This is a genomic window from Mesorhizobium sp. Arg314 (genome assembly GCF_053714275.1).
On sequence record NZ_JBSKBP010000009.1, the window covers coordinates 40,862 to 52,890 of the forward strand.

Genomic DNA, 12,029 nt, shown 5'->3' on the forward strand with positions numbered 1-12,029 from the left:
CCTGCGCGGCTATCGCCGCCGGGATTTCGCTTACTTCTTGGCGTTCTGGTTCGCCACCGGCTCGCCCTTGACGCGGACATCAGAGATTGTCGAGCGCAGCGCCGTCACCTTGGTTCCGCCGCCAAGGTCGATCTCCAGCTCGTTGTCGTCGATCACCTTGGTCACCTTGCCGACGAAGCCGCCGCCGGTCACCACCGTATCGCCGCGGCGCACCGCCGACAGCATCTCCTGGCGCTTCTTCAGCTGCGCGCGCTGCGGCCGGATGATCAGAAAATACATGATCACGAAAATCAGGACAAATGGCAAAATCGAGATGAACATGTCTGGCGAGGCGCCGATGCCCTGGGCGTATGCCGGTGTAACGAACATCAAGAAACTCCTGGATGGTGAAATACCGCCAGAGGCGGCCCCGCGAAATTTGGCCGGAATATAGTCGGTAAAGTTGCCAATGCAACTCCGCCACCCGGCAAATCCGTTGCTTTTCCAGCTGTTTGCAGCGTGCTAGAGCGTCGCAGCAGTGGCGGCTACGGATCGCCGGAAGTTCATGTTCCAACAAAAGCTTGAAGTTGGTTCTTGCAGCGCCGCCATCGAACCTGCTCCTACGCCCGACATGCCCGAACAAAAAAGACCTGATATGACCGACAGTCTCGATGCCCTGAACAAGAAACTCGACCGTCTGATCGAGGCGGTTTCCCGCCTCGCTCCGCCGCCCGTTCCGCAGACCGATCTCGGCGTCGCCGAATGCTTCGTCTGGCAGGCTGAACCCGGCTATCTGGAGCCGGTGCGCAAGGTCAACCGCGTCGACATCGGCCTGATCCGCGGCGTCGAGCGCGTGCGCGACATCCTGCTCGACAACACCGAGCGCTTCGCGTCCGGTTATGCGGCCAACAACGTGCTGTTGTGGGGCGCGCGCGGCATGGGCAAATCATCCCTGGTCAAGGCCGTGCATGCCACCGTGAACGCCTCGGACAAGCTCGACCGTCCGCTGAAGCTGATCGAGATCCATCGCGAGGACATCGACACGCTGCCCAAGCTGATGGGTCTCTTGAAAGCCGCGCCCTACCGCTTCATCCTGTTTTGCGACGACCTCTCCTTCGACCATGACGACACTTCCTACAAGTCGCTGAAGGCGGCGCTCGAAGGCGGCGTCGAAGGCCGGCCCGCCAACGTGATCTTCTACGCCACATCCAACCGGCGCCACCTCCTGCCGCGCGACATGATCGACAACGAGCGCTCGACCGCCATCAACCCTTCGGAGGCGGTCGAGGAAAAAGTCTCGCTTTCCGATCGTTTCGGGCTATGGCTCGGTTTCCACAAATGCTCGCAGGACGAGTATCTCGACATGATCGACGGTTATGTCCGCTATCACGGCCTGGCGATCGACCCCGGGCAGTTGCGCGCCGAGGCACTGGAATGGGCGACGACGCGCGGCAGCCGTTCCGGCCGGGTCGCCTGGCAATTCACGCAGGACCTCGCCGGCCGCCTCGGCAAACCGCTGAAAGACTGATCACCATCATCCGAAACGGCCTGTCTATCGCCAAACCGGTGGTCGGGCACATTTGTTCTTTATTTGTTCCAAACGCCATGTCATTGTTCCAAAGGCCTGATGTGCCTGGAAGGGAACAGCAATTGGAAAGCAAGGGCGCAACGTTTCGCAAGCTCCATGAGGAACCGGGAGCATTCATCATTCCCAACCCATGGGACGCCGGCACTGCGCGGATTCTGGCAGCCATGGGCTTTCGCGCTCTTGCCACCACCAGCGCTGGCATGGCGTTCTCCCTTGGCCTCGCCGAGGGACAGGTCTCCAAGGAGGATACGATGGACCACTGTCGGGCCATTGTAGCCGCGACGCCGCTCCCGGTTTCCGCTGACCTAGAGAAAGGCTTCGGCGACAGCCCCGAAAGCGCTGCCGAGACCATTCAGGCCGCCGCCGACATCGGGCTGGCCGGATGTTCGCTTGAAGATCACACCGGGAGGCGCGACGATCCGATCTATGACTTCACGCTTGCGGTCGAGAGGATCGAGGCGGCAGCACAGGCGGGGCGCGCGCTGTCGGAAGATTTCGTGTTGACGGCACGCTGCGAGAACTTCTTGTGGGGGCGTCCCGACCTGGACGACACCATTCGAAGATTGCAAGCCTTCGAAAGAGCAGGCGCCGACGTGCTCTATGCGCCCAGCCTGCATGACCTGGGCCTGATCCATACTGTTTGCGGTGCCGTAACGAAACCCGTCAATGTCGTGATGGGCATGCCCGGCGCCACATTTGACCTGGCCGAACTGGCGGATGCTGGCGTCAAGCGGATAAGCGTCGGCTCGGCGCTGGCACGGCTCGCTTTTGGGAGCTTCGTCCGCGCCGCCCGTGAGATGAGATCGGAAGGAACCTTCCGGTTTTCGCAAGAAGCCATGGGCTTCGCTGAGCTGGAAGGCTTCTTTACTGGATCGACAAGAGTCTGAGAGACTTGTACCGATCGGTATCGACGTCTTGTCCGATACGGCTCTTCCAGCCGCGAACCACTGAAAAAGCCCGCCCCTTTCGGAGCGGGCTGAAGACGGCGGGCCGGACTGGAGGTCAGGCGGCCCGCAAGGGTTCTTGTTCTATTCGAGATAGCCGGTCGGATCGACGGGGGCCGAGTTCTTGCGAACTTCGAAGTGCAGCTTCGGCGAGTCTGTGGTGCCGGTCATGCCGGACAGCGCGATCTCCTGGCCGCGCTTGACCTTCTGGCCGCGCTGCACCTCGATCGAGCTTGCGTGGCCGTAAACGGTGACCAGGCCGTTCTCGTGCCGCACCAGCACGGTGTTGCCGAACTCCTTGAGGCCGTCTCCGGCATAGATGACGACGCCGTTCTCGGCCGCCTTGATCGGCGTTCCTTCCGGCACGGCGATGTCGACGCCATCCTTGCCGGAGCCGAAGCCGGAGATCACGCGGCCGCGCACCGGCCAGCGCATCTTGCCGATGCCGGTCGCGCCGGGCGCCACCGCATTGTCGTCTTCGGCCTGCTGGATGACCTTGGCATCCTTCTTCGGCGGCGTGTAGGAGGCGAGCGTCTCGGTGGTCTTCGCCGGCGGCGGCGTCGTCGCCGTCGTCACCGGATCAACTGCAGGCTTGGCAGCCGCCACGACGGCACCGCCAGCCGGGACCTTGAGCGTCTGGCCGATCTTGAGCAGGCCGGCCTGCATGCCGTTGGCCTGCTTCAGCGCCACGACGCTGACGCCGGTCTTCCTGGCGATCGACGACAGCGAGTCGCCCTGCTGGACAGTATAGGTTCCTCCGGGGCCAGCCGGCTTGGCCTCGGCTACCTGCGGCGCGGGCTTGGGGTTCTTGGAACCCGTGGCCGCCGCCGACGTGTCGACCTGGGCAGCCGACTTGCCGTCCTTGATCTTCGGCTGCTGCGGCAGCACCGCGACCTTCTCAGGAGCGCCGGTGGGCTGCTTCGGGGTATTCACCGGCTTGCCTTCGGCGACTATCGGCTCCGCCTTGCTCGAATAGGCATAGGCGGGAATGACGATCTTCTGGCCGGACCTGATGCCCTTCTTCGGATCGATCCCGTTGACCTTGGCGATGGCGTCGGCCGGCACCCTGTAGTGCGCCGCCAGGCCGGATAGCGTCTCGCCGTCCCGGACCACGATCTCGGTCGCATGCGGCGCAGCGCTTGCATTACGCACGGCATCGGGCTCGGCGGTCTTGAACGGCTTGGCCGGCGCAACCATGCCGGTGGTCGTCCTGTCGACATGCGGCGCGGGAGCAAGCGCCGGAGCCGGCGCAAGGGCTGGGGCTGATGCCGTGCGCATCGGCCTGGCCGGCGCAGCGGCAGGCTGCGAGGGCGGCGGCAGTTGCTGCGCCGTGACCGGCTCGAGGCTGGAGCGGCTCACCGACTGCGTGTGGGCGCCGTCGACCGGCGCCGGCGCGACCGTGTCGCCCGGATAGGGCTGGTCGACATTCTGCTTGTTGATGATGGCGCGCTGATTGTTGGTGGATGACGTGAAGACGTCATCGACACCATTGAAGCGCATTGACTGGGAACTGCACCCCGCCGCCGCGCCGGCAATCATCAAGACGGCGCAGCCTCGCGCCAGATTGCGACTATTTGCCTTCAAAACGTTGAATTGCATCGCACTAACCCGCACAGACCCGGTACAAACTGGCCACGATTAAAGCGCGTTAATGTTACTGGCCGGTTAACCCATTAGAATCCGGCGAAAATTTTCTTAAAACATTGGAGAAAATTTTGGCGAAGGCCGTCAGGCCCGCTAGATCACCGCGGCAACGCTGCGCAGGATCGGCTGCAGCCTGACCATGCCGATGTCCTCGCGCTCGAAGCGGCTGCCAACCTTGGTAAGCTTGGCCAGCACCTGCTCACCTTCCTCCAGGCCGATCGGCGCGATGACGACGCCGCCGCTCGAAAGCTGGTCGAGCAGGAAACGCGGCAGGCTTTCGAAGGCGGCCCAGGCGACGATGCGGTCGAATGGTCCTTCGTTGGGCAAGCCATTGGATCCGTCGGCCTGGCGGACGATGACGTTGCTGATGGCAAGCGCCTCGAAGCGCTGCTTTGCCTGCTCGGTCAGGGTCTTGTAGCGGTCGATGGTGATGATGCGCGCCGCAAGCCTCGACATGACCGCGGCCGTATAGCCCGAACCGGTGCCTATCTCGAGCACACGGTTGCCCGGCTCGATGTGGAGTGCGGCGATCACGGCCGCCTGCAGATCGGCGCCCTCGATCGCCTCGCCGCATTCGATCGGGAGCATGCCGTCCGACCAGGCGATCGCATGGAACTGTGCCGTCAGGAAACCGCGCCGCGGCGTCGCCTCGAAGGCGGCGACCAGCGCCTTCGGCGCCGTGCCCCTGCCCCGCAGCCTCAGCAGAAAAGCGGCAAACCCTTCGCGGTCGTCGATGGCCATGTTCATGCCAAAACCTTGCTCATGCCAATGCCTTGGTCAGTTGGTCGCAAAGTTCATGGGCGGTGAGGTCGAGTTGCAGCGGTGTCACCGACACCAGCCGGTTGCGCAGCGCGTAGAGGTCGGTACCCTTCTTGCCTTCGACAGGCTCGCGGCCGAAGCGCAGCCAGTAATAAGGCAGGCCGCGCCCGTCACGCCGTTCGTCGACCCACAGGCTGTGCACCAGCTTGCCTTGCGAGGTGACGACGGTGCCCTCCACTTCGTCGGGCGCGCAGTTCGGGAAATTGACGTTGAGCAGCACGCCATCCGGGAGCGGCGTTTCCACCAGTCTCTTCAGCAGAGCCGGCGCCAGCGCCTCGGTCGTCTCGTAAGGAACGACGCGATCCTCGCCGACATAGGAATAGGCCTGGCTCACCGCGATCGAGCGAACCCCGAGCAGCGCGCCTTCCATGGCGCCTGCAACCGTACCGGAATAAGTGACGTCGTCGGCGATGTTGGCGCCGGAATTGACACCGGACAGGATGAGGTCCGGCGGTCCGGGCAGGATCTTCTTCGTGCCCATGATGACGCAGTCGGTCGGCGTGCCGCGCACGGCGTAATGCTTCTCGCCGATCTTGCGCAGCCTGAGCGGCTCCGAGATCGACAGCGAATGCGCATAGCCGGACTGGTCCTGCTCCGGCGCGACCACCCAGACGTCATCCGACAGCGTGCGGGCGATGCGTTCGAGCGACGCCAGCCCCTCGGCGTGAATGCCGTCGTCGTTGGTCAGGAGAATGCGCATGGATTCACTTTGGACCGATCTTGGCGAGACCACCCATGTAAGGCCGCAGCACTTCAGGAATGGTTACGCTGCCATCCTCATTCTGGTAGTTTTCGATGACAGCTATGAGAGCGCGGCCGACAGCCGTGCCCGAGCCGTTGAGCGTGTGGACGAAGCGATTGCCCTTGCCGTCCTTGTAGCGGGCATCCATGCGCCTGGCCTGGAAATCGCCGCAGACCGAGCAGGACGAGATTTCGCGATAGGCGTTCTGGCCGGGCAGCCAGACCTCGATGTCGTAGGTCTTGCGCGCGCCGAAACCCATGTCGCCGGTGCAGAGCGTCATCGTGCGGAACGGCAGGCCGAGCCGCTTCAGCACCTCTTCGGCGCATTGCGTCATGCGCTCATGCTCGGCGATCGAGCTTTCCTGGTCGGTAATCGAGACCAGCTCGACCTTGTAGAACTGATGCTGGCGCAGCATGCCGCGCGTGTCGCGGCCGGCCGAGCCCGCTTCCGAGCGGAAGCACGGCGTCAGCGCCGTGTAGCGCAGCGGCAGCTTCTCATGCGCGGTGATCTCTTCTCGCACGAGGTTGGTCAGCGGCACTTCCGCCGTAGGGATGAGGCCAAGCCGACCATCGCCATGCGGCGTGAAGAACAGGTCCAGCTCGAATTTCGGCAACTGGTTGGTGCCGAACAGCACCTCGTCGCGCACCATCAACGGCGGGATGATCTCCTCATAGCCGTGCTCGGTCGTGTGCAGGTCGAGCATGAACTGGCCGAGCGCGCGCTCCATGCGCGCCAACTGGCTCTTCAGTACCGTGAAGCGCGAGCCCGACAGTTTCGCCGCCCGCTCGAAATCCATCATGCCGAGCGCCTCGCCGATCTCGAAATGCTCCTTCACCCAATTCGGACGCGCCGGCACCTCGCCGACGATGCGCTTGACGACATTGTCATGCTCATCCTTGCCGACCGGCACATCCTCCAGCGGCACGTTGGGCAGCACCGCGAGCCCGTCATTCAGCGCCTTGTCGAGCTCGCGCTCGCGCGCCTCGCCGTTCTGGATGAACGCCTTGATCTCGCTGACTTCGCCCTTGAGCTTCTCGGCAAGCGCTGCATCGCCCGAACGCATGGCATTGCCGATCTCCTTCGAGGCGGCGTTGCGGCGCTCCTGTTTGACCTGCAGCTCCGTCAGATGCTCGCGCCGCGCCTCGTCCTTCGCGACCAGATCGTCGACCGTGGACTGCGCATCTCCCGCCGACCACGAGCGCTTCACCAACGCTTCGACAAGGGCCTTCGGGTTGTCGCGGATCCATTTGATATCAAGCATGGTCGATCCTCAAAGCAATGCATGTCGCCCAGAAGTGTGCAGCGGTTCTGGGACAACGACATGCATCAAAAAAAGACTTAAAGCGCGTCGCCTGAATCCGTTCAGCGCGACGCGCTTTAAGGATCGAGGGCGTAAACCGCATCCCTGATCGATGCAAGACAGGCCGGCGCCGCCGTCGCCGTTTTTCGCCTTTTGCTTAGCTCGGCGTTTGCGTCGACGAGGTGTCGGCCGCCTTTTCAGCCACTGTCGCCCCGGCATCCTGCTGCTCGCGTGCCAGACGATCACGCGCCTGGCTACGTTCGATCATGCGCGAGGACCAGATGGCCACCTCGTAGAGAATGATGGTCGGGATGGCGAGGCCGCACTGGCTCATCGGATCTGGCGGCGTCAGCACCGCGGCAACCACGAAGGAAAGGACGATCGCCCATTTGCGCTTCTCGGCCAGCGCCTGCGACGACAGTATGCCGACACGCGTCAAAAGGCTGGTCACCACCGGCAGCTGGAACACCAGGCCGAAGGAGAAGATCAGCGTCATGATCAGGCTGAGATATTCCGACACTTTCGGCAGCAGGGAGATCTGCACCTGGTCGTTGGTGCCGGCCTGCTGCATGGCGAGGAAGAACCACATCACCATCGGGGTGAAGAAGAAATAGACCAGCGAGGCGCCCATCAGGAACAGGATGGGCGAAGCGATCAGGAACGGCAGGAAGGCGCTGCGCTCGTTCTTGTAGAGGCCCGGCGCGATGAATTTATAGATCTGCGTGGCGATCAGCGGGAAGGCGATCACCATGCCGCCGAACATGGCAAGCTTCACCTGGGTGAAGAAGAACTCCTGCGGCGCGGTGTAGATCAGCTCGACCTTGTGCGGGTCGAGCCCTGCCCATTGCGTCGCCCATTTGAACGGTACGACCAAAAGGTTGAAAAGCCGCTTGGCAAAGAAGAAGCAGACGAGGAAGGCGATGAAAAAACCGCCCAGCGACCAGATCAGACGGCGGCGCAGCTCGATGAGATGTTCGATCAGCGGCGCGGACGATTTCTCGATTTCTTCCTTTTCCTTGTCCGAAACGCTCACTTGGCGGCTCCCGCCGTCTTCTTGCTGTCGGTTGTCTTCTTCGCGGCCGGCTTCTTCGCAGCGGTGGGCTTTGCCTCAGCCTTGGGCGCGGCCTTCCTGGCGGGCGCGGCGGCTTTGGCCGGAGCCGGCGAGGATTTGGCCGGCGCATTATCTGCAGCCTTCGACGCAGCTGCCGTTTTCGCCGCGGCGCCGGTCGTCCTTGCCTTGGCGGTAGCCGCCTTTTTCGCCGGCTTGGCCGGCGCGGCGGTTTCCTGAGCCGTTGCGGTGACGGACGCGTCGGTCATGGCCGGGAAGATCGGCGCCGCCGGGGCTGCCTCGGATGCATTGACGCCGGGCATATCCGTCGCGCCATTTTTCAGCGGCTCGGCCGCCTGCGGCGTCTCTGCTGCCGGCGCAGCCGGATCGGCGGCCGGCTTGGGCTTCATCATCGTATCGACACCGGACCGCACATCGGCCGCCGCCTGCTCGAACGGATTGAGCTGCTTGCGCACCTCGTTCAACGGATTGAGGCCGCGAAGGCTGTCTATCGAACTCTTGACGTCATCGAGTTCGGCTTCCTTCAGCGCGTCGTTGAACTGCTTCTGGAAGTCGCCTGCCATGGCGCGCAATTTCGCCGCCGTGCGGCCGAAGGTGCGCAGCATTTTGGGCAAATCCTTCGGCCCGACGACCACGATCATGACGACCGCGATCACCAGCAGTTCGCTCCAACCGACTTCGAACATGGCAATCTATTCCAACCAGAGCATGCCGCCCAAAAATGTGACGCGGTTTTGGGACAACGGCATGCTCAAAGCAACAACTGAGCTCAGCTCTTGCTGGCCTTTTCCTTGACCGACGAAACGGTCTCGTCGGCACGATGTTCGACGGTGCGCTTGTCGTCCGCGGTGTCGTCGTCAGCCATGCCCTTCTTGAAGCTCTTGATGCCCTTGGCCATGTCGCCCATCAGCTCGGGGATCTTGCCGCGGCCGAAGACCAGCAACACGATGACCAGCACGATCATCCAGTGCCAAATCGAAAATGAACCCATTGCAAATCTCTCTCGAATGTTTTCCCTGGCGATGATCTATGCGTTTTCGCTCGGGGATTCAAACACAACCGCAATGAAGTTGATAAAATGGCTGGCGGATGTCACGCACTTTCGGCGTGAGCGCCTTGCTACCAATCCGCGCAGGGCTTGCTGATAAACCGTCCTGCGCCGGTTTCGTGGTCACTCTTCCGTGACGCGTGGCGTCAGCAGCCCGAGCTCCTCGAGGTCGATATCGGTCAACGCGTCCTCGTCCTCGGTCAGCGCATCGGGATCGGCCGGCGGCACCGGCATCGAGAAATTGGCCGGCATGCGCGTCGACAGCAATCCCGCGCCCTTCAGCTCTTCCATGCCGGGCAGATCGCGGATCTCCTCCAGGGCGAAATGGTCGAGGAAGGCGTCGGTGGTGCCATAGGTCACCGGCCGCCCGGGCGTACGGCGGCGGCCGCGCATCCTGACCCATTCCGTTTCCAGGAGCGTGTCCAGCGTACCTTTGGACGTCTCCACGCCTCTGATGTCTTCGATTTCAGCACGCGTGACCGGCTGGTGATAGGCGATGATCGCCAGCACTTCGAGCGCCGCGCGCGAGAGCTTTCTCTGCTGGACGGAGTCCCGGCTCATCAGGAAAGCCAGATCGCCGGCGGTGCGGAAGGCCCAGGCATCGCCGACCCGTACCAGGTTGACGCCGCGCTTGGCATAGATTTCCTGCAGGTCCGCCATTGCGGCGGTGATGTTCACGCCCTCCGGCAGGCGCGCGGCAAGCTGTTTTTCGCTCACCGGCTCGGCGCTGGCGAAAATGATCGCCTCCGCCATGCGCACGGCTTCCGACAGCTGCAGCCGCTCGGCGGGGTTTTCGATGGAACCCTGCTCGGCCATCTCGTCTTCCGGTTCGTCCTCTACCTTGAACGGGATGACCGAAGCGTTGGCGCGTTCGCTCATGATACCACCTCGACTGCCCTGACACTTTGCGCGCGGCCGCGCAGATAGATCGGCGCGAACACCTGATCCTGCCGCACTTCCAATTTGCCCTCGCGCACCATTTCAAGCGTCGCCGCGAAGGAACTTGCCATCGCCGTGCGCTTTTCCTCCGGCGCCACCAGATATTCGATCAGAAAACTGTCGAGCGCCGTCCAGTCGCTGATCGAGCCGATCAGCCTTGCCAGCACCTCACGCGCATCCTTCAACGACCACACGGCGCGCCGGGCGATCGTCACATTGTTGATCGCCTGCTTCTGGCGCTGCTGCGCGTAGGCGGTGAGCAGATCATAGAGCGAAGCCGAAAAGCTGTTGCGCTTCTCGATGATGACCATTTCCGGCATGCCGCGCGCAAAGACATCGCGGCCGAGACGGTTGCGGTTGACCAGTCGCGCCGAGGCGTCGCGCATGGCTTCCAGCCGCTTCAGCCGAAATTGCAGCACCGCCGCCAGTTCCTCGCCGCTTTCGCCCTCCTCGCCCGGCTGTTTCGGGATCAGGAGCTTCGACTTCAGGAAGGCAAGCCATGCCGCCATAACCAGATAGTCGGCGGCAAGCTCCAGTCTGAGCGCCCGCACCTTCTCGATGAAGGCCAGATACTGCTCCGCGAGCGCCAGGATAGAAATGCGCGCGAGGTCGACCTTCTGGTTGCGGGCAAGATGCAGCAGAAGATCGAGCGGGCCTTCGAAGCCCGCCACGTCGACGACCAGCGACGGGTCGCCGGTCAGGCGTGAATCATCGTTCTCGGCCCACAGACGGTCCATCGGTGCGGCCTTCGCGGCCTTGCTTTCCAATGTCTCCGCCACTTGCCTTTCGTCCCTTCGGTTCAGGCCACTGCTTCGAAATAGGTGGCAAATTCAGCGCGCATCGCGATTTCGTCGGCGACGTCGCGGTTCTTTATATAGGTCAGCGCCCGCTCCGCGCGCTGCAAGGACTTGGCCGTGAGCGCCGTCGTGCGCGACGCGATCCCGGACATCTCCTCGAAAACGCCGTTGCAGTGAAGGACGAGATCGCAGCCGGCCGCAAGGATCGAGGCCGCCTTTGTAGGGAAATCCCCAGAAAGTGCCTTCATCGAGGTGTCGTCGCTCATCAGAAGCCCGTCGAAGCCGATCTCGCCGCGGATCACCTGATTGACGACCTTGGCGGAAGTCGTCGCCGGATTGTCGGGGTCGATGGCGCTGTAGACGACATGCGCGGTCATCGCCATCGGCAGCTCGTTGAGCGCCTTGAACGGGGCGAAATCATGCCGGCGCAGCTCCTCGAGCGGCGTATCGACGGTCGGCAGCGCGAAATGCGTGTCAGCGAAGGCGCGGCCGTGGCCGGGAATATGCTTCATCACCGGCAGCACACCGCCGGACATCAGTCCCTTGGCCGAAGCCCGGCCAAGCTCGATCACGGCATTGGGCTCCTTGCCATAGGCGCGCGCGCCGATGACGTCGCTGGCGCCTTCGACCGGAACGTCGAGCACCGGCAGGCAGTCGGCGGTGATGCCCAGGCGGGAGAGATCGAAGGCATGCAGCCGCGCCAGCAGCCAGGCGGCGCGGCGGCCGGCCTCACGATCATCGCGCCACAACGCGCCAAGCGCGCCGCCGGCCGGATAGTTCGGCGCCAGCGGCGGACGCAGGCGCTGCACCCTGCCGCCTTCCTGGTCGATGAAGACCGGAGCGTCAGGGCGACCGACACTGTCGCGCATCGAGGCGACGAGGTCACGGATCTGCTCGGCCTCGCCGATATTGCGCGCAAACAGGATGAAGCCCCACGGACGTTCGTCGCGATAGAAGCCGATTTCGTCCTCGGTGAGGGATTTCCCGGCACAGCCGAGGATCATGGATTTTGATTCGCTCATGCACACAAGCTTAAGGCTTTGGCCGGGCAAAGGGAATCACCCCTGCCCTGCGGCTCGCCAAAGCCCACAACGAAAAGCCGGCGCGGCCTCGCGGCGGCGCCGGCTTTGAGAGTCGGAGCAATTCCAGGAAAAGTGTGG

At 63.2% G+C, this 12,029-nt stretch carries 13 protein-coding genes; 2 read left to right on the forward strand and 11 right to left on the reverse strand.

The window, feature by feature from the left end:
- Positions 1-30: 30 nt before the first annotated feature.
- Entirely contained in the window at positions 31-369 is a 339-nt protein-coding gene (gene yajC / locus ACWGS9_RS11920) for a preprotein translocase subunit YajC (RefSeq protein WP_149802852.1), read from the reverse strand.
- 265 nt (positions 370-634) lie between these two features.
- Between yajC and ACWGS9_RS11925 the strand changes: the two genes are divergently transcribed.
- Positions 635-1,507 (forward strand): ATP-binding protein, encoded by an 873-nt coding sequence (locus tag ACWGS9_RS11925; RefSeq protein ID WP_454505434.1) that lies wholly within the window; start codon positions 635-637, stop codon positions 1,505-1,507.
- 77 nt (positions 1,508-1,584) lie between these two features.
- Positions 1,585-2,454, forward strand: a complete 870-nt coding sequence (locus ACWGS9_RS11930) for an isocitrate lyase/PEP mutase family protein (protein WP_454505586.1) — start codon at positions 1,585-1,587, stop codon at positions 2,452-2,454.
- A gap of 141 nt (positions 2,455-2,595) precedes the next feature.
- Here the strand turns inward: ACWGS9_RS11930 and ACWGS9_RS11935 are convergent, their stop codons facing one another.
- The 10 genes from ACWGS9_RS11935 to nagZ form a co-directional block, all read right to left on the reverse strand.
- On the reverse strand, positions 2,596-4,110 hold the full coding sequence (locus tag ACWGS9_RS11935) for a peptidoglycan DD-metalloendopeptidase family protein (protein WP_454505435.1): 1,515 nt from the start codon (positions 4,108-4,110) through the stop codon (positions 2,596-2,598).
- Between the two features lie 138 nt (positions 4,111-4,248).
- Positions 4,249-4,902, reverse strand: coding sequence for a protein-L-isoaspartate(D-aspartate) O-methyltransferase (locus ACWGS9_RS11940; RefSeq protein WP_454505436.1), 654 nt, complete (start codon positions 4,900-4,902; stop codon positions 4,249-4,251).
- Positions 4,903-4,915: 13 nt separating this feature from the next.
- A complete protein-coding gene (gene surE, locus ACWGS9_RS11945; protein ID WP_454505437.1) occupies positions 4,916-5,674 on the reverse strand; it encodes a 5'/3'-nucleotidase SurE in 759 nt (252 codons plus the stop codon).
- A gap of 4 nt (positions 5,675-5,678) precedes the next feature.
- A complete protein-coding gene (serS, locus tag ACWGS9_RS11950) occupies positions 5,679-6,977 on the reverse strand; it encodes a serine--tRNA ligase (RefSeq protein ID WP_454505438.1) in 1,299 nt (432 codons plus the stop codon).
- Between the two features lie 196 nt (positions 6,978-7,173).
- A complete protein-coding gene (gene tatC / locus ACWGS9_RS11955; RefSeq protein WP_454505439.1) occupies positions 7,174-8,049 on the reverse strand; it encodes a twin-arginine translocase subunit TatC in 876 nt (291 codons plus the stop codon).
- Complete coding sequence (gene tatB / locus ACWGS9_RS11960; protein WP_454505440.1) at positions 8,046-8,771, reverse strand: Sec-independent protein translocase protein TatB; 726 nt, start codon at positions 8,769-8,771, stop codon at positions 8,046-8,048. Before tatB ends, tatC begins: the two co-directional genes overlap by 4 nt.
- Positions 8,772-8,854: 83 nt before the next feature.
- On the reverse strand, positions 8,855-9,076 hold the full coding sequence (locus tag ACWGS9_RS11965) for a twin-arginine translocase TatA/TatE family subunit (RefSeq protein ID WP_140815787.1): 222 nt from the start codon (positions 9,074-9,076) through the stop codon (positions 8,855-8,857).
- Between the two features lie 180 nt (positions 9,077-9,256).
- Positions 9,257-10,012 (reverse strand): SMC-Scp complex subunit ScpB, encoded by a 756-nt coding sequence (scpB, locus tag ACWGS9_RS11970; protein ID WP_454505441.1) that lies wholly within the window; start codon positions 10,010-10,012, stop codon positions 9,257-9,259.
- Positions 10,009-10,809, reverse strand: a complete 801-nt coding sequence (locus tag ACWGS9_RS11975; protein WP_454505587.1) for a segregation and condensation protein A — start codon at positions 10,807-10,809, stop codon at positions 10,009-10,011. The genes scpB and ACWGS9_RS11975 overlap by 4 nt, the downstream gene beginning before the upstream one ends.
- Positions 10,810-10,871: 62 nt before the next feature.
- Positions 10,872-11,891, reverse strand: coding sequence for a beta-N-acetylhexosaminidase (nagZ, locus tag ACWGS9_RS11980; protein ID WP_454505442.1), 1,020 nt, complete (start codon positions 11,889-11,891; stop codon positions 10,872-10,874).
- Positions 11,892-12,029 lie beyond the last annotated feature (138 nt).

What these genes read in the sequence shown, in the direction of transcription:
- yajC (WP_149802852.1), bottom strand. Translation starts at nt 369, where the DNA reads ATGTTCGTTACACCGGCATACGCCCAGGGCATCGGCGCCTCGCCAGAC.
- ACWGS9_RS11925 (WP_454505434.1), top strand. Translation starts at nt 635, where the DNA reads ATGACCGACAGTCTCGATGCCCTGAACAAGAAACTCGACCGTCTGATC.
- ACWGS9_RS11930 (WP_454505586.1), top strand. Translation starts at nt 1,585, where the DNA reads ATGTCATTGTTCCAAAGGCCTGATGTGCCTGGAAGGGAACAGCAATTG.
- ACWGS9_RS11935 (WP_454505435.1), bottom strand. Translation starts at nt 4,110, where the DNA reads ATGCAATTCAACGTTTTGAAGGCAAATAGTCGCAATCTGGCGCGAGGC.
- ACWGS9_RS11940 (WP_454505436.1), bottom strand. Translation starts at nt 4,902, where the DNA reads ATGAACATGGCCATCGACGACCGCGAAGGGTTTGCCGCTTTTCTGCTG.
- surE (WP_454505437.1), bottom strand. Translation starts at nt 5,674, where the DNA reads ATGCGCATTCTCCTGACCAACGACGACGGCATTCACGCCGAGGGGCTG.
- serS (WP_454505438.1), bottom strand. Translation starts at nt 6,977, where the DNA reads ATGCTTGATATCAAATGGATCCGCGACAACCCGAAGGCCCTTGTCGAA.
- tatB (WP_454505440.1), bottom strand. Translation starts at nt 8,771, where the DNA reads ATGTTCGAAGTCGGTTGGAGCGAACTGCTGGTGATCGCGGTCGTCATG.
- ACWGS9_RS11965 (WP_140815787.1), bottom strand. Translation starts at nt 9,076, where the DNA reads ATGGGTTCATTTTCGATTTGGCACTGGATGATCGTGCTGGTCATCGTG.
- scpB (WP_454505441.1), bottom strand. Translation starts at nt 10,012, where the DNA reads ATGAGCGAACGCGCCAACGCTTCGGTCATCCCGTTCAAGGTAGAGGAC.
- ACWGS9_RS11975 (WP_454505587.1), bottom strand. Translation starts at nt 10,809, where the DNA reads ATGGACCGTCTGTGGGCCGAGAACGATGATTCACGCCTGACCGGCGAC.
- nagZ (WP_454505442.1), bottom strand. Translation starts at nt 11,891, where the DNA reads ATGAGCGAATCAAAATCCATGATCCTCGGCTGTGCCGGGAAATCCCTC.